This window comes from Hydrogenophaga sp. UC242_50 (assembly GCF_042697355.1).
Taxonomy (GTDB): Bacteria; Pseudomonadota; Gammaproteobacteria; order Burkholderiales; family Burkholderiaceae_C; genus Hydrogenophaga.
The window spans coordinates 3,947,151-3,963,366 of the sequence record NZ_CP170553.1 but is presented as its reverse complement, the minus strand read 5'-3'; the positions used below and the strand labels follow the sequence as shown (position 1 = coordinate 3,963,366).

Below are 16,216 nucleotides of genomic sequence, written 5' to 3'. Positions count from 1 at the left end.
ATGCTGCGTTGCCGCAACGAATCAGAACGGCTATGGATATGCGGTTTGTTTCCTTCCTCGGGGCCGCATGCGCGCCTAGATTGGCGGGCTCGATCCACTGGGAGCACACCCGCATGAGCAAACGACAACTGCGCCTTGGCGCCTTCATCATCGCCACCGGCCACCACGTCGCCGCCTGGCGCCACCCGGGCTCGCAGATCGACTCGGGCACCAACATCGACCACTACATCGAGGTCGCGCAGACGGCCGAGCGCGGCCTGTTCGACCAGGTCTTCGTCGCCGACAGCCCGGGCATCTGGGGCACGGGCGACGACGAGTCCTTCAGCCGCCAGGGCCGCATCTCGCACTTCGAACCGGTCACGCTGTGGGCCGCGCTCTCGGCGGTGACGAAACACATCGGCTTCGTCGCCACCGCGTCCACCACCTACGAAGACCCCTACCTGCTCGCGCGCAAGTTCGCCTCGCTGGATCACATCAGCAAGGGCCGCGCGGCCTGGAACGTGGTGACCACCAGCAACGACAGCGTGCACGGCAACTTCGGCCTGGACGCGCACCCCTCGCCCGGCGAGCGCTACGCCAAGGCCACCGAGTTCGTGGACGTGGTCAAGGGCCTGTGGGACAGCTTCGAGGACGACGCCTTCGTGCGCGACCGCGAGTCCGGCGTGTACTTCGACCCGGCCAAGCTGCACGAGCTCAACCACATCGGCAAGCACCTCAAGGTCAAGGGGCCGCTCAACCTGGAGCGCTCGCCGCAGGGCCACCCGGTGATCGTGCAGGCCGGTTCGTCCGAAGACGGCAAGGAACTCGCGGCCGCCACCGCCGAGGCCATCTTCACCGCCTGGACCAGCCTGGCCGAAGCCCAGGCCTTCTACCAGGACGTGAAGGGCCGCATGGCCAAGTACGGCCGCCGGCCCGAGCAGCTGCTGGTGCTGCCCGGCATCTCGCCCGTGATCGGCCGCACCGAGGCCGAGGCGCAGGCCAAATGGGCCGAGCTGCAGGCGCTGATCCACCCCTCGGTGGGCCTCTCCACCCTGGTGCCGTTCTGGCCCGGCGAAGACCTGCGCCGCTGGAACCTGGATGCGCCGCCGCCGTACTACCCCGAGCCGCCCAAGGGCATCAACAGCCGCGCGCACGTGGTGATCGAGCTCGCGCGCCGCGAGCGCTTCACCGTGCGCCAGCTCTACGAATACCTGGCGGGTGCGCGCGGGCACTGGGTGGTGATCGGCACGCCACAGACCATCGCCGACCGCATGCAGGAATGGTTCGAGAACGGCGCGGCCGATGGCTTCAACGTGATGCCGCCGGTGCTGCCCGCCTCGCTCAACGAGTTCGTGGACCTGGTGGTGCCCGAGCTGCAGCGCCGCGGCCTGTTCCGCACCGCCTACGAAGGCCGCACGCTGCGCGAGAACCTCGGTCTGGAGCGCCCGGTCGGCCGCCACGCGGCGGCCGCGCGCCTGGCGGCCTGATCAGCGGTCGAGGTGCGGCTGCATCAGCGCCTCGAACCACTCGATGAACGCGATGAGCCGGCGCGAGCGCTGCCGCCGGTGCGGGTAGACCAGCGACACCGGCATGGCCGCCGCGCGGAACCCGGGCAGCACCTCGACCAGCTGGCCCCGGTCCAGCAGGTGCTGCACGTCGAAGCGCGGGATCTGGATCAGGCCCAAGCCCGCCGCGCAGCAGGCGATGTAGCTCTCGGCGTTGTTGACGAGCACGCGGCTGGGCACCTGCAGCGCCCGGGCCGAGGGCGGGAGCTCCCAGGCCAGCTCGCGCCCGTTGGAGGCGGAGGCGTAGCCCACCGCCCAGTGCCCTCGCGCCAGATCGTCGGGCTGCGCCGGCACGCCATGCTCGGCCAGGTAGTCGGGGCTGGCGCAGTTGATCAGCGCCACTTGCCCGAGCGGGCGCACCACGAGGCTGCTGTCCTGCAGGGTGCCGAAGCGCACCGCGCAGTCCACCCCTTCCTGCACCAGATCGATGGCGCGGTCGGTCGAACCCAGCGCCACCTGCAGCCGGGGGTAGCGGCGCAGGAAGCCCGGCAGGGCCGGCGCGACCAGCCGGCGCGCGATGCGGCTGGGCACATCCACCTTGAGCCGCCCCGAGACCTTGCGCTGGCCGGCCTGGAACAGCTGGTCGATGTCCTCGGCCTCGGCCAGCAGCGCTCGCGCACGCTCCAGCAGCTGCAGGCCATCGGCCGTGGGCCGCACCTGCCGGGTCGTGCGGTGCAGCAGGCGCGTGCCCAGGGTGGCCTCGAGCTGCTGGATGGCCGCCGACACCGAGGCGCGCGGCAGCTCCAGCGCGTGCGCGGCCTTGATGAAGCTGCTCATCTCCGCGACCTGAACGAACACCCGGTACTGCTCAAGCTTGTCCATGGACCGAATTTAGCCCACGGCAGCGGGGTTGGTATCGTCCAGAGGCATCCAGGGTCCGGCTGCGCCGGCCCGAGATGCCGTCCCCCCTCGAAGCGCCGAAGGCGCGCCACGGAGGGGGGAAGCCGCGCAGCGGCGCAGGGGGGTGTCATTACTTCGTGGTGTAGCCGCCGTTGATCAGGATCGTCTGGCCCGTGATCCACCAGCCGTCGCTCACGAGATGGCGGATGAAGGGCACCACGTCCTCGATGTCGGTCAGGCCCGTCTTCGAACGGGGCGAGAGGGCGGCGGCGGTCCTGTGGTACGCCACCGCGTCGCTGCCTTCCTGGCCGTAGAAGAAGGGCGTGTCCATCGGGCCCGGGCCCACGGCCGTCACCGAGATGCCGCGCGCGCCGAATTCCTTGGCCGCCGCGCGGGTGTAGTGCTCCACCGGTGCCTTGGTGCCCGCGTACGCCGCGTAGAAGGGCGTGAAGGCCCCCAGCAGCGAGGTCACCAGGGTGCAGACCTTGCCGTTGTCGTTGACGTGCCGGCCCGCTTCCTTGAGGAAGAAAAAGGCGGACTTGGCATTGACGGCGGCCATCTCGTCGTACTCGGCCTCGCTGATCTCGGCGAACGGCTTCTTGAGCACCTTGCCCACCGTGTTGATGGCGATGTCGGGCCGGCCCACGGCCGCGATGGTGTCGGCGAACAGTTTCTCGACCGCGCCCGCCGTGGTGAGGTCCGCCTGGATCGCGACCGCCTGCGCGCCCGCGGCGCGGATGGCGCCCACCGTGGCGTCGGCATCGGCCTTGCTGGCGGCGCTGTTGTAGTGGATGGCGACCGCGCGGGCGCCGTGCTGGGCGAGGTCGCGGGCGATCAGGCCGCCGAGGTTCTTGGCGCCGCCGGCGATGAGGACCACCTTGCCGTCGATGGAGTGCTGTGCCATGGTCATGTTTCCCTGTGAAGGATGGATGGAAGGAACACCCAGTCTAGGCAGCGGCAGGCGGGAGATCAGCCCGTGCTGGCTGGATGCATTGTTCAGGAAACCGGTCCAATGCCGGGGTCACAGGGTCCGCAGAAAGGCCTGCAGCGCGACGATGTCCGCCGCGCTCAGCGGCAGCGGCTTCAGGTGGGGCGAGCGGCGCTGCGCGCAGGCGTACAGCGGGTCGGCCGCCACGCCCGCGCGGCCATTGCGCGGGTCGCCGCCGCCGCGAGCATAGAGGTTCAATACGCCTTGCAGCGAATCGAACAGGCCGTGGTGCATGTAGGGCGCGGTGCGCGAGACCCCGCGCAGGCTGGCGGTGCGAAAGCGGCCCACGTCCTCGCACCGCCGCGTCACCTCGAAACGGCCGAGGTCTTGCGAAGGCTCGCCGACGAAGGCGATGCCGAGGTTGTGGAAGCGGCCGTCGCTCAGGGTGGGGCCGAAGTGGCAGTTGGCGCAGCGCGCGCTGGTGCGGAACAGGTGCAGGCCCTGGAGTTCCAGGTCGGTCAGCGCGCGGTGTTCGCCCTGCGCGAAGCGGTCGAAGCGGCTGCGTTCGTGCAGCGTGTGCTGGAAGGCCGCGAGGGCCTCGCCGATCCGGGCGGGTGACAGGGCCATGCGCCGGCCGACAGCGTGGAGAGAGGCGTTGGCGATCTCGCGCGGGTCGGTCAGGGGCCGCAGCGATTGTTCCGCGAGCGAGCGGGCCGCGCCGTCCCAGGCCCAGTGCGCCCGCGTTGCGCACGTCCTGCAGGCCGGGCGGGTTGCGCCGGCCCGGCGCGCCCCTCACACCGGTGGCCGTGGGCGTGCGCACGGTCCAGCCCTGGTCGGGCCGGTGGCAGCTGGCGCAGGCCACGTGGCCGCTCGCGGAGAGGCGGGCGTCGAAGAACAGGCGCTGGCCCAGTTGCACGAGGTGGTTGGGTGGCGCGGGCGGTGGCGGCAAGGCCCCCAGCTCCACGAAGGCCACACCTTCATCGACCCAGGGCGCAGGCCATTGGTTGGCCGGTTTCTCGTACAAGGCGCGCAGCGGCTCGCCCGCGACCACCGGGCCGCTCAGGCCGAGCGCGATCGCCAGCGCCGTGAGCCACCGCCGGCTCAATGGCAGTCCGGCCCCGTCTGGTCGAAGTAGACCTCGAACGCGACGTTGGCCGCCCACTTCTGGCGCCGCTGCGCCCAGGCGGCCGTCGAGCCGATCTCCTGCACCGCGGCGCGGATGGGCGCGGCCAGTTCGTCGCGGCCCTCGGCCAGCCAGGCCTGCAGCGCGCTGTCGCGCGTGGCGGGCAGGGTGGCGGAGAACTTGCGCCATTCCTTCTGCGCCAGCAGCGGCTCCAGCTGCGAGCCGTCGAGGATGGCCGCCGCGCACTCGCCGGTGCGCACCTGCACCAGGGCCTGGGCCGGCGCGTCGAAGACCTTGAGTTGTCCCTGGATGCGCGCCGCCTGCGCGTGGGCGCGCGGATTGTCGGCCGTCACGCACACCACGCGCCCGGCCAGGTCGGTCCAGGCGCGCACGTCGGTGTCCGAGCGCATCGAAACGCTCAGGCCCGACTGGTAGCCCGTGCGCAGCACGCGCAGACCGTCTTCCTTCTGGCGCGCCTCGTCGGCGCGCGTCAGCACCAGGTCCACGTCGCCCTGGCGCAAGGCCTGCGCCTGCGCGCCGGGCGGCAGCGGCACGATGAGCGCGTCCACGCCCAGGTGCCGCGCCAGTTCCTGCGCGTAGACCGCCTCGAAGCCGGCGTTGGTGTAGTCGCGCTCGCCGGTGCTCACGGGCAGGGTGGTGGGCGCCACGCCGATGCGCAGCTGCTTCAGCGGCAAGGGCGCGGCCGCGGCGGCGCGCGATTCGATCGCCATGAACACCGCCGCGCACAGCGCGCCGATGCCCAGCGCGGTGAGCCAGGCCAGCGGGCGCAGCGGGCGTTCGGGGGAAGCGTCGAGGAAACTCATGGGAAGGGCATTCTGGGCGCGCCCCCGCGTTCGTGTGGCTCGAAATGCGCATAAGCATCTGCGCCATTTGCGGCCGCATATCGGTGTCCGTTTTCCTTCGTTGGCCGGCGCGCGCTCCGCCCCAAGAATCGGCGCGTCATTCACACCACCTGACAGACGAACCCTTGGAGAACCTCATGACCGTCGTGACGAAACACAGAAGCCCCCGCAACCGCTTGCGCGCCCTGAGCAGCGCCGCCGCCCTGGCCCTGGGCCTGATCGGCCAGGCCGGCACCGCCGCCGCCGAGGTGCTGCCGGCGATCAACCTGCAGCTCACACCGTGGACGGTGATCGCCCGCGAGAAGGGCATCTTCAAGGAAGAGTTCAGCAAGGTCGGCACCAAGGAAGTCAACCTCATCGCCTCGGGCGGTGCGGAGCTGGTGGGCGCCGAAACGGGCGCCCTCAGCAAGGGCGCGATCTCGATCGCGCAGCGCATGATCTACCCGGCCACGGTGCACCGCGCCAACGGCCTGGACGGCGTGATCATCTGGGCCTCCGAGACCTCCAACCGCTACCGCGCGCCGGTGCTCGCCGCCGTGTCGAACAAGTCGGTGAACACGCTGGCCGATCTGGACGGCAAGAAGTTCGGCAGCAGCCGCATCAGCTGCTACTGGTCCGCCCCCACCGAGGCCTTGAACTCGGTGGGCCTGCCGCTGGACACGCGCCAGACCAAGGGCCGCGTGCGCTACGAATCGATCGACAACCCCACCGTGGCGATCTCGGCGGTGATCTCCGGCGCGCTCGATGCCACCACCACCCACCTGGCCGCGGGCAACGCCACCGGCGCCTGGCTCTCGGGCAAGCTCAAGGTGATCGGCCACGTGCCGGACGACGGCGTGTACGTGAACCACGCAGGCCGCGTGACCTACTTCGCCAAGCGCGAGTTCGTCAACAAGTACCCCGACGCGGTCAAAGCCTTCCTGGCCTCGCGCGAACGCGCCATGGCCTGGACGCTGGACAACGTGGACGAGGCCGCCAAGATCGTCTCGCGCGAAACCCGCGTGCCGGTGGAAGTGGCAGAGTTCCAGATCACCCACCTGGGCCAATGGGAGTTCATGGCCGGCGAGCCCAATGCCCAGCGCGCGCGCAACTCCATCAAGACCTTCATCGACTGGTACGTGAAGCAGGGCGACGACATCCTGAGCGAACGCCGCCTGACCGACGCGCAGGTGGACGCCTTCGTGGACGGCCGCTTCTTCGCCGGCGGCTCGCACTCGATCTACCACTGAGCGCGCCATGAACACGCTGACGCACAACCTTCCCTCCACGGCGCCAGCGTCGGAAGCTTCGTCCTTCGCGACGAAGCTCCAGCAATGGCTGGCGCCCAGCCGCGCGATCGGCTTCCTGCTGCCGGCCGGGGTGCTGCTGCTGTGGCAGACGGCGGCCAGCCTGGAATGGATCGACCCGGTCTTCCTGCCCGCCCCCATCAAGGTGGTGGAGGCTTTCTTCAAGATGCTGACGGAGCAGAAGCTGCTCTGGGACTTCGCCGTCAGCCTGTCCCTCGTCGCGCAGGGTTTCCTGTACGGCGCCTTCGCCGCCGTGGTGCTGGGCGTGGGCGCGGGCCTCTCCAAGCGCTTCGAACAATTCCTCTCGCCCACCTTCGACACCATCCGCCACATCCCCGGCATCGCCTGGTTTCCGCTGATCGTGCTGTGGCTGGGCCTGGGCGCGCCGGCCAAGATCCTGGTGATCGCCAAGACCGTGTTCTTCCCGGTCTTTCTCAACACGCTGCAGGGCATTCGCAGCGTGGACAAGAGCTACATCGAGCTGGCCGAGGTGATGACGCTCACCCGCTGGCAGCTGGTGCGCAAGATCATCCTGCCGGCCGCCACGCCGACCATCATGGTCTCGCTGCGCTACGCGGCCGGCCTGGCCTGGGCGCTGGTGGTGGTGGCCGAAGGCCTGAGCGGCCTCGAAGGCCTGGGCTTCCTGATCTTTCGCGCGCAGGGCCTGCTGCTCACCGACCAGCTGCTGGTCTGCATGGTGATCATCGGCCTGGTGGGCTTCGGCATCGACCGCACCATGTACCTGCTGCAGCGCCGCGTGCTGCGCTGGAAACAAGGCTTTGAAGGATAAACACCATGGCAGAACCCGGTCGCCTTGAAGTCAAGGCCGTCTCCAAAAGCTATGCCGTGCCCGGCCGCCCGCGCCTGGACGCGCTGGTCAACGCCAGCTTCAACGTCGAGCCCGGCGCCTTCGTGACGCTGGTCGGCCCCAGCGGCTGCGGCAAGTCCACGCTGCTGCGGCTCATCCTCGGTCTGGACAAGGACTACGAGGGCGACATCCTGCTGCACGGCGAGCGCATCGCCGGCACCAGCCTCTCGCGCGGCATCGTGTTCCAGGACCACCGCCTGCTGCCCTGGATGACGCTGGAGCAGAACATCGGCCTGGCGCTGACCAATTCCACGCTCCCGCCCGAGCAGCAGCGCCGCACCATCCAGTCGCACATCGATCTGGTGGGCCTGCAGGGCTTCGAGAAGGCCTACCCGCACGAGCTCTCGGGCGGCATGGCGCAGCGCGGCGCGATCGCGCGCGGCCTGGTCGGCCAGCCCGAGATCCTGCTGCTCGACGAACCCCTGGGCGCGCTGGACGCGCTCACGCGCGTGCGCCTGCAGGAAGAGCTGCTGCGCATCTGGCGCGCCGAGGGCGTGACCATGATCCTGGTGACGCACGACGTGGACGAGGCCATCTTCCTGAGCGACACCGTGATCGTGATGAACGCCAACCCCGGCCGCATCGTCAAACAGGTGAAGGTGGACCTGCCACCCGGCCCGCGCGACCGCGTGAGCCCGGCGTTCGCGGCGCTCAAGCGCGAGATCCTGGTCGGCGATGGGCGAGGCGGTGCCGCACGCGGCCGCGCAACTGGCGGAGGCCTGAATGAGGCGGTGGCTCATCACCGCCGCCCTGGCGGCCGCGCCGCTGGCGCTGGGCGCGGCGGGCACTCCGCCGTCGTCCGACCTGCCCGACCTCTCCGCCGTGCGCGCGCTGGTGTACGCCGGCGAGTACACCAAGGCGGTGCAGCGGCTCACGGCGCTGAGCGAGACCGTGCAGCACGCCGAGGTCTACAACCTGCTCGGCTACAGCCTGCGCCAGCTCAAGCGCTACGAGGAAGCGGGGCGCTGGTACCGCGAAGCCCTGCTGTACGACCCCGAGCACCGGCCGGCGCTGGAGTACCAGGGCGAGCTGTTCCTGGCGCTGGGCGACGTGGCCGGCGCGCGCAAGAACCTGCGTTACCTGGAATTGCTCTGCACCGCCAAGCCCTGCGCGGAATACGAGCTGCTCAAGAAGGCGGTCGACAAGGCCGGGCGCTGAAGCGTCCCGAACACGTCCGGCAGCATGCGGTGGATCTGCGCCGCGATGAACATGGCCCCGCCCGGGTCGCCGAAGGTGCCCAGCGTGGGCGGGCCGATCAGGCGGATGCGCGACAGCGCTTCGCCTTCGCTGTCGATCACGCGGCAGTTCGCATCCACCGCGTAGCCGATGCCGCAGGCGTCGGCGCGCAGCGTGCCGTGCGACACCAGGGCCTGCAGCAGGGGGTTGCCGGCGGTGCGCGCGGCGGCGTCCAGGCCGGTGCAGTTCACCACCACGTCGAAGGCCTCGGTGCGCGGCGCGCCGCCGCCCGAGGGCTGCAGCATGGCGTCGATGCGGTGCGTGCCGGCCTGCACCGCCAGCGAGCGCAGCCGCGCGGCCAGGTGCACCACCCGGCCGGCGGCCAGGGCTTCGCGGTGGATGGCTTCCGTCTGCGGTGGCGAACGGAAGCGGTGCACGTCGTACCAGGGGCGCACGCTGCGCAGGAAGCGGCGCTGCTGCGCCGGCGGCAGCGTGGGCCAGAGTTGCCACACGGCGTCGCGCAGCTCGTCGAAGGGCACATTCCAGTTCTCGCCGCGCGCCACGCTGTCGCGGATGCGCGCGCGCAGGGTCTTGATCCAGGTGCGCAGCTCGGGCTTCACCTCGGTGAGGAAAGCGGGCGCGGGGCCGAGCAGGCGGTCCAGGTTCTGGCGCCCGACCGGGTGGGCCACCACGCCGCTGGCCAGCGGTTGCGCGCGTGGGCGCAGGCCCCGGCGCGAGACCACCGTGACGCCACCCGCGTGCCCTTGCCGCTGCAGCGTGGAGACCACGTCCAGCGAGGTCAGGCCGCTGCCGATGATGAGCACGCGCGCCTCGCGCGGAATGCCCAGCAGCCGAGCGGTCACCAGTGGGTTCTCGATCACGCCCGGGTGTTGCGCCAGCGCCGGGTCCAGCGGGGCCTGCAGGCGCGGCTCGGCGTTGCCGGTGGCGAGCACCAGCAGGTCGGCCGTCAGCGTCTGCCCGTGTTCTGTGACGGTGGTGACCTCGCCGTCGGCCTCCCAGGCGTGCACGGCGCGGTCCTGCAGGGTGCGGATGGTCGAGCCCGTGGCCGCCCAGGTGGCGTGGCCGCGCACCATGGCTTCGAGGTAGGCACCCAGCACCGCGCGGCGCACGAAGGCCGTGCCATTGGCCTGAACGGCCTGCGGGTCTGCCTCGAACACGCCGTGCGTTTCGCACCAGCGCGTGAAGTGCTCGCCGTCGACGGGGTCGACCGCGTGCACCCAGGTCGGTCCGTTGAGGCGGTGGTCGGGGTCGTGCGTGGCATAGGCCAGGCCGGGGCCGACGCGGTCGCGCGATTCGATCAGCGTGACCGCCAGCGGCACCGGGCTGTGGCGCACCAGCTGCACGGCCGCGCTCACGCCCGAGAAACCACCGCCGACGATGGTGATGCGGCGCGGCGCGCTCATCGCGCCACACCCCAGCGGCGGATGGTGAGTTTTTCGACCGTCTGGAACACCACGTTCTCCACCAGCAGGCCGATGAGGATCACCATCACCAGGCCGGCGAACACCTTGTCGGTGTAGAGCTCGTTGCGGTTCTGGAAGATGTACCAGCCCAGGCCGCCTTTGCCGGAGGACACGCCGAACACGAGCTCGGCGGCGATCAGCGTGCGCCAGGCAAAGGCCCAGCCGATCTTCAGGCCCGAGAGGATGGCCGGCAGGGCCGAGGGCACCAGGATCAGCAGCACGTAGCGCACACCGCGCAGCCCGTAGTTGCGCCCGGCCATGCGCAGGGTCTCGGGCACGGCCTGGAAGCCCGCGAAGGTGCGCAGGGCCAGCGGCCACAGCACCGAGTGCACCAGCACGAAGACCAGGCTGCCGTTGCCCAGACCGAACCACAGCAGCGCCAGCGGCAGCAGCGCGATCGCCGGCAGCGGGTTGAACATGGACGTGAGCGTGGCCAGCAGGTCGCGCCCGATCTGGGTGGACACGGCCAGCGTGGTGAGCACGAAGGCGGCCACGATGCCGAGCAGGTAGCCCTGCAGCAGCACGGCCAAGGAAGCGCGGGCGCGCAGCAGCAGCTCGCCGCCCGCCAGGCCCTCGGCGAAGGCGCGCGCGGTCTGCGCGAAGGTGGGCAGCAGCAGATCGTTGTCCTGCCAGCGCGCGAGCACTTCCCACAGCAGCGCCAGCGCGAGCAGGATCAGGGTCTTTCGCACCCAGGCCTGCTGCCACACGCGGCGCTGCCAGGGCAGGGGGCGCTCGGCCGGGGTGTCGCCCAGCGCGGGCAGCGGGTATTCGGCCTCGGGCCGGATCGGGGGCAGGGCGTCGGCCAGGCTCATGGGTGGGGGGTCTCGGGCCCGAACAGCAGGCCGTGGATGCGTTGGGTGGCGGCCTGGAAGGCGGGGCCGCCGCTGCTGCCCAGGCCGAATGCGTGCGCCTGGATCTCGGCGCGCAGGCGGCCCGGGTGCGGCGAGAGCACACCGATGCGGCTGCCCACCACCAGGGCTTCTTCAATGGAGTGCGTGACGAACAGCAGCGTGAAGCGCACCGTCTCCCACAGCGCGAGCAGCTCTTCCTGCATGCGGCGGCGCGTGAGGGCGTCCAGCGAGGCGAAGGGCTCGTCCATCAGCAGCACGCGCGGCTGCATGGCCAGGGCGCGAGCGATCGCCACGCGCTGCTTCATGCCGCCCGAGAGCTGGTGCGGGTAGGCGTTCGCGAAATCGGCCAGGCCCACCTGTTCGAGCACCGCGTGCGCGCGCTCCAGCGCCTCGGCGCGGGCCAGGCGCCCGGTGGCGCGCAGCGGGAACATCACATTGCCCAGCACCGTCTTCCAGGGCGGCAACTGGTCGAATTCCTGGAACACCACGATGCGGTCCGGCCCCGGGCCGGTGATGGCCTGGCCGTCGAGCCGGATCTGGCCCTCGCGCGGTGCGATGAAACCGGCCGCCGCCTTCAGCAGCGTGCTCTTGCCGCAGCCCGAAGGCCCGAGCAGCACATAACGCTCGGCCTCGAACACCGACAGGCTCACGCGGTGCGTGGCGCGCACCACCTGCTGGTCGGTCGCGTACTCCAGCGAGACGCCATCGAAGTCCAGCAGCGGCCGGGGCAGGGCGGCCGTGGGCACTTTCTCGGGGCCGAACACCGCGCCGCCCTCCTGCTCGCGCGTGGCGCGCAGCAGGTCCTGCATCGGCGTGCCGATGGCGTGGCGCTGCAGCACGTGGGCCGGGTTCATGTCAGTTCGCGGCCGCGCTGTGGGCGTCGTCGAAGAAGTAGTCCTTCGCCGAGGCGGGCTTGTTCTTGATCGCGCCGATGCCGTGCATGAAGGTCGCGAGCTTGAAGGTGTTCTGCGGCGCGAGCTTGAACTGCACTTCGGGGTTCTTGATGATGGAGAGCAGCAGCTGGCGGTCGATCGCGCCCTGGCCGGTGCGCAGGTAGATGTCGGCCGCGCCCTCGGGGTTGGCGGTGATGTACTGCGCGGCTTCCTGCAGCGCGGCGGTGAAGGCGCGGTAGGTCTTGGGGTTGTCGTTGCGGAATTTCTCGGTCGCGTACAGCACCGTGGCCGACGAGGGGCCGCCGAGCACGTCGTAGCTGTTGAGCACGATGCGCGCGTTCGGGTTGCCGGCCAGCGCCTGGTTCTGGAACGGCGGGTTGCCGAAGTGCGCCGTGATCTCGGTGCCGCCCTTGATGATCGCGGCCGTCGCGTCCGGGTGGGGCACGGCCACCTGCAGCTTGTCGAGCTTGTTGTACTGGTCGTTGCCCCAGCGCTGGGCCGAGGCCAGCTGCAGCACGCGCGACTGCACCGACACGCCCACGGCGGGCAGGGCGATGCGGTCCTTGTCGCTGAAGTCGGCAATCGTCTTCACGGCCGGGTTGTTGCTCACCAGGTAATACGGGAAGTTGCCCAGCGAGGCGACGCCGCGCACGTTCTGCTTGTCCTTGGTGCGGTCCCAGATGGTCAGCAGCGGGCCCACGCCCGCGCCGGCGATGTCGATCTGGCCCGAGAGCAGCGCGTCGTTGACCGCGCTGCCGCCCGAGAGGCGCACGAATTCCACCTTCACGTCCAGCCCGGCGGCCTTGCCGTGTTTCTCGATCAGTTTCTGTTCTTCCGCCACGTTGAGCAGCAGGTAGACCACGCCGAACTGCTGGGCGATGCGGATCTGGCCTTCGGCGTGGGCCGCGAACGACGCGCCAGCGGTCAGCGCGGCGGCCAGCAGGCCGTGGATGAACGTGTGTTTTTTCATGGTGTTTCCTTCTAGAACGGCACGTGGCCTTCGATCGTGGTGCGGAACAGGCGGCGGCGCTGGTCGGGCGGGCAACCCGCGGCCAGGTGCAGCACCGAGCGGTTGTCCCAGAACACCATGTCGCCTGGCAGCCAGCGGTGGCGGTAGATGTAGCGCTCCTGCGTGCTGTGGGCGTACAGGGCCTGCAGCAGCGCCTCGCTTTCGTCGTCGGGCAGGCCGACCACGCGGGTGGTGAAGTGTTCGCTGACGAACAGCGCCTGGCGGCCGGTTTCCGGGTGCGTGCGCACGATGGGGTGGCTCACGGTGGGCACGGCGGCGATCTGCTCGGGCGAGAGGTTGGGCCGCCAGGGGCTGCGGCGTTGCAGCTCGGCGTACACCTTGAGGTAGCTGTGCTCGGCGCGCTCGCCCTGCACCGCGCCGCGCAGCCGCTCGGGCAGTTCGTCCCAGGCCAGGTGCTGGTTGGCGAACAGGGTGTCACCGCCCTCGGCGGGCAGTTCCTGCGCGTGCAGGAAGGAGCCCAGGCTGGGCCGCTCCTTGTACGACAGGTCCGAGTGCCAGAACACACCCGCATCGCCCAGGCCGATGGGTTTGCCGTTCTCCACGATGTTGCTGACGATCAGCACCTCGGGCTGTTCGGGGTGGGCGAACTGGTGCAGCACATGGCGCTGCAGCGGGCCCCAGCGCGCGCTGAAGGCGACCTGTTGCGCGGGGGTGATGCGCTGGTCGCGGAACACCAGCACGTGGTGCCTGAGGTGGGCGCGGTGCAGGCGGGCGAAATCCTCGTCGGACAGGGGCGCGGCGAGGTCCAGGCCCAGCACCTCGGCGCCGAGCGCGTCGCTCAGGGGCTGGATGTGAAAGTCCTGCCGCACGGGGGAAGCTCTACAAGAATCATGGTCCGCCCATGCTAGGCAGCCCATCGCGCGCAGGGAACGATCCTTATCGAGCAGCGATATGCGGAAAACGGATATCGGCACCCGGTGGAGGGAAAAACCGCCGCCCCCTGGTGAATCTGACCGACGTTTTTACCGATTCCGGGTGGGTGTGGGCCCCATGTCCAGCAGCTGCGGACCCATGCAGGCGAAGCGCGCCTGCGCCTCCCGCACCAGCCAGCCGCCGGTGAAGAGGGAGAAGGCGGGCAGCACCAGCTGCCGTTCCGTCAGGGCGAAGGCCGGAAACCGGCCCCGGAAGCCCGGCACGCTCACCACCGGGTGCACATGGCCGCAGACGACGAACCGGGCACCGGTGGTTTCGGGTGCGGGGCGCGGAGCGTGCGCGAAGCCGAACGGGCCGTCGTCCACGGGTTCGCGGCGGTGCTCGATGTCCAGCCCCGCGCGCGCCGCCGCGCGGTCGTGATTGCCCTCCACCAGCAGCATGCGCACGCCCGCGTGGCGAGCGCGAAAGCGCGCCCATTCCTCGCGCCAGCGCGCATCCACGCGCGGGCCATGCAGCAGGTCGCCCAGCACCCACAGCGAATCCGCGCCGCTGCGTTCGATGAGCGCCGTCAGTCGCTCCAGGTCGTGGCGCGTGCCGCCGGTGGGCAGGGCGATGCCGGCGGCGCGGAACGCGTCGTCCTTGCCCAGGTGCACGTCGGCCACCAGCAGGCGCCGCCGCGCCGGCCAGTACAGCGCGCGGTCGGCGAACAGGCGAACGGGCTCGCCGGCCAGCACCAGGTCGATGGCCTCAGCCATGGCGCGCCTGCAGTTGCTCGGCCGCGCGCCGCACCCGGGCCGACCAGTCTTCCGTGCTCAGCTCGCCGCGCACCGTCTCCGCCCACAGCGGAAACGACAGCGGGGTCAGCGTGCGGGGCTGGCGCAGATCGATCGTGCGCGCCGCGCAGCGCTTGAACGCGGCCGTGAGGGCCTGCACGTCCATCTGCGCCTCGAACACCTCGCGCACCGCCTGGGCCAGCAGCAGGTGATCGGGGTCGTAGCGCTGGAGCACGTCGAACAGCAGGCCGCTGGAAGCCTGCAGTTGCCGCGCGCTGCGCTGCGCGCCGCCGGGCAGCGAAGGCACCAGCATGCCGGCCACGCGCGCGATCTCGCGGAACTGGCGGCGCGCCATCTCGGTGAGGTTCAGGCCTTCGTGCAGGTCGTCCAGCAGATCCGCCGGTGCGAGCAGCCGGGCGATGAGGTCCGGGTCCACCGGCGTGGGCTGCGAGGCGTTGAGCACGAAGCCGTAGTCGTTGACCGCGTACAGGAAGGTGTTGGGCGCCAGGCGCCCCCAGCGCAGGGCAAACAGCGCGGCCATGCCTTCGTGCACGGTGCGCCCGGCGAAGGGGTAGACGAACAGCGACGCGCGCCCACGCGTGCGCACCGTCTCCACCAACAGGGTCCGCGGCGTGGGCAGGGCCGAGACACGCGCCTGCAGGTCCAGCAAGGGGGCCAGGGCGCGCAGTTCCGGGCTGTCGCGCGGGCCGTCGAGCACCGACTCCATGGCCGCGCCCAGTTCGGTGGACAGCGGCATGCGCCCACCCTGCCAGCGCGGCACGGCGGCGCTCAGGCCTTTGGCCATGCGCACGTAGGCCGTCATCTGGTCCACCGCCACCAGCTCCAGCGTGCGGCCGGCGAACTGGAAACGGTCGCGCGGGCGCAGCCGGCTGATGAAGCTCTCCTCCACCGAACCCAGCGAGGCGCCGCGCAGAAAGCGCACCGCCACCGCGCCGTCGGCCGTGATGGTGCCGATGGAGAGCCGGTGGCGCAGCGCCACGCGCCGGTCCGTCACGCGGTACACGCCGTCGTCGCCGCGCACGGCGCGGTGGAAGTCGGGGTAGTTCTCCAGCGCCTGGCCGCCGCGTTCGATGAAGCGCAGCACGCCGGCCCATTGCGTGTCGCTCAAGGCGGCGAAGGCGTGTGTGCCGCGCACCTCGGCGAGCAGCGCGTCCGGCTCGAAGCCGCCGCCCAGCGCCAGCGTCACGCAGTGCTGCGACAGCACGTCCAGCGACAGGCGTGGCGGCCGCCGGGCCTCGATCTCCCCGGCCGCGATGGCTTTGCGTGCGGCGGCGAACTCGGCCAGTTCCAGCGCGTGCGTGGGCACGCCGTGGACCACGCCGGCCTCGCCGGGCCGGTGGTTGGCGCGGCCGGCGCGCTGCAGCAGGCGCGCCAGGCCCTTGGGGCTGCCCACCTGCATCACCAGCTCCACGGCGGGAAAGTCCACGCCCAGGTCCAGGCTGGAGGTTGCGCACCACGCAACGCACGCTGCCGTCGCGCAAGCCCTGCTCGGCGGCCAGGCGCAGTGCCGTGTCCAGCGAGCCGTGGTGCAGGGCCAGGGTGCCCGGCGCTTCCAGCCAGATCGACGACAGCGCGCGGTGCCACAGCTCGGCCTGCGCGCGCGTGTTGGTGAACAGAATGGCGCTGCGCGCGCCGGCAATCAGCTGCATCACCCGCTCCAGCT

At 70.8% G+C, this 16,216-nt stretch carries 14 protein-coding genes and 2 pseudogenes; 5 read left to right on the top strand and 11 right to left on the bottom strand.

The features are described 5' to 3' along the window. The first annotated feature begins 113 nt into the window (after positions 1-113). Positions 114-1,466: an LLM class flavin-dependent oxidoreductase gene (locus ACFJGX_RS20150; RefSeq protein ID WP_382326884.1), complete on the top strand. Its 1,353-nt coding sequence runs from the start codon at positions 114-116 to the stop codon at positions 1,464-1,466. Here the strand turns inward: ACFJGX_RS20150 and ACFJGX_RS20145 are convergent, their stop codons facing one another. The 4 genes and pseudogenes from ACFJGX_RS20145 to ACFJGX_RS20130 all read right to left on the bottom strand — a co-directional run bounded on the left by ACFJGX_RS20145 (position 1,467) and on the right by ACFJGX_RS20130 (position 5,259). Beyond that, positions 1,467-2,366 carry a LysR family transcriptional regulator gene (locus ACFJGX_RS20145; protein ID WP_382324187.1) on the bottom strand — a complete coding sequence of 300 codons (900 nt, stop codon included), beginning with the start codon at positions 2,364-2,366 and terminating at the stop codon, positions 1,467-1,469. 148 nt (positions 2,367-2,514) lie between these two features. Continuing rightward, positions 2,515-3,288, bottom strand: coding sequence for an SDR family oxidoreductase (locus tag ACFJGX_RS20140; protein ID WP_382324189.1), 774 nt, complete (start codon positions 3,286-3,288; stop codon positions 2,515-2,517). Between the two features lie 117 nt (positions 3,289-3,405). Then, a pseudogene (locus ACFJGX_RS20135) lies at positions 3,406-4,059 on the bottom strand (cytochrome-c peroxidase); the annotation flags it as partial. 354 nt (positions 4,060-4,413) lie between these two features. After that, positions 4,414-5,259: a transporter substrate-binding domain-containing protein gene (locus tag ACFJGX_RS20130; RefSeq protein ID WP_382326882.1), complete on the bottom strand. Its 846-nt coding sequence runs from the start codon at positions 5,257-5,259 to the stop codon at positions 4,414-4,416. Positions 5,260-5,435: 176 nt separating this feature from the next. On the opposite strand from ACFJGX_RS20130, the gene ACFJGX_RS20125 reads away from it, so the two are divergent. The 4 genes and pseudogenes from ACFJGX_RS20125 to ACFJGX_RS20110 all read left to right on the top strand — a co-directional run bounded on the left by ACFJGX_RS20125 (position 5,436) and on the right by ACFJGX_RS20110 (position 8,610). After that, positions 5,436-6,527: an ABC transporter substrate-binding protein gene (locus tag ACFJGX_RS20125; RefSeq protein ID WP_382326880.1), complete on the top strand. Its 1,092-nt coding sequence runs from the start codon at positions 5,436-5,438 to the stop codon at positions 6,525-6,527. A gap of 7 nt (positions 6,528-6,534) precedes the next feature. Beyond that, positions 6,535-7,374 carry an ABC transporter permease gene (locus tag ACFJGX_RS20120; RefSeq protein ID WP_382324197.1) on the top strand — a complete coding sequence of 280 codons (840 nt, stop codon included), beginning with the start codon at positions 6,535-6,537 and terminating at the stop codon, positions 7,372-7,374. Positions 7,375-7,379: 5 nt separating this feature from the next. Further along, positions 7,380-8,120, top strand: a pseudogene (locus ACFJGX_RS20115) (ABC transporter ATP-binding protein); the annotation flags it as partial. Positions 8,121-8,175: 55 nt separating this feature from the next. Beyond that, complete coding sequence (locus ACFJGX_RS20110) at positions 8,176-8,610, top strand: tetratricopeptide repeat protein (RefSeq protein ID WP_382324199.1); 435 nt, start codon at positions 8,176-8,178, stop codon at positions 8,608-8,610. Here the strand turns inward: ACFJGX_RS20110 and ACFJGX_RS20105 are convergent. The 7 genes from ACFJGX_RS20105 to ACFJGX_RS20075 all read right to left on the bottom strand — a co-directional run bounded on the left by ACFJGX_RS20105 (position 8,529) and on the right by ACFJGX_RS20075 (position 15,979). Continuing rightward, positions 8,529-10,052, bottom strand: a complete 1,524-nt coding sequence (locus ACFJGX_RS20105; protein ID WP_382324201.1) for an FAD/NAD(P)-binding protein — start codon at positions 10,050-10,052, stop codon at positions 8,529-8,531. The genes ACFJGX_RS20110 and ACFJGX_RS20105 overlap by 82 nt on opposite strands. After that, positions 10,049-10,924: an ABC transporter permease gene (locus tag ACFJGX_RS20100; RefSeq protein ID WP_382324203.1), complete on the bottom strand. Its 876-nt coding sequence runs from the start codon at positions 10,922-10,924 to the stop codon at positions 10,049-10,051. Before ACFJGX_RS20100 ends, ACFJGX_RS20105 begins: the two co-directional genes overlap by 4 nt. Continuing rightward, positions 10,921-11,817 (bottom strand): ABC transporter ATP-binding protein, encoded by an 897-nt coding sequence (locus tag ACFJGX_RS20095; RefSeq protein WP_382324205.1) that lies wholly within the window; start codon positions 11,815-11,817, stop codon positions 10,921-10,923. The genes ACFJGX_RS20100 and ACFJGX_RS20095 overlap by 4 nt, the downstream gene beginning before the upstream one ends. Before the next feature lies 1 nt (position 11,818). Beyond that, the gene (locus ACFJGX_RS20090) at positions 11,819-12,826 is read right to left on the bottom strand and encodes an ABC transporter substrate-binding protein (protein WP_382158706.1); all 1,008 of its coding nucleotides are present in this window, start codon (positions 12,824-12,826) and stop codon (positions 11,819-11,821) included. Positions 12,827-12,837: 11 nt separating this feature from the next. After that, positions 12,838-13,743, bottom strand: a complete 906-nt coding sequence (locus tag ACFJGX_RS20085; RefSeq protein WP_382328761.1) for a TauD/TfdA dioxygenase family protein — start codon at positions 13,741-13,743, stop codon at positions 12,838-12,840. Between the two features lie 105 nt (positions 13,744-13,848). After that, on the bottom strand, positions 13,849-14,514 hold the full coding sequence (gene pdeM, locus ACFJGX_RS20080; protein WP_382324209.1) for a ligase-associated DNA damage response endonuclease PdeM: 666 nt from the start codon (positions 14,512-14,514) through the stop codon (positions 13,849-13,851). Next, positions 14,507-15,979 (bottom strand): hypothetical protein, encoded by a 1,473-nt coding sequence (locus ACFJGX_RS20075; RefSeq protein WP_382326878.1) that lies wholly within the window; start codon positions 15,977-15,979, stop codon positions 14,507-14,509. The genes pdeM and ACFJGX_RS20075 overlap by 8 nt, the downstream gene beginning before the upstream one ends. Positions 15,980-16,216 lie beyond the last annotated feature (237 nt).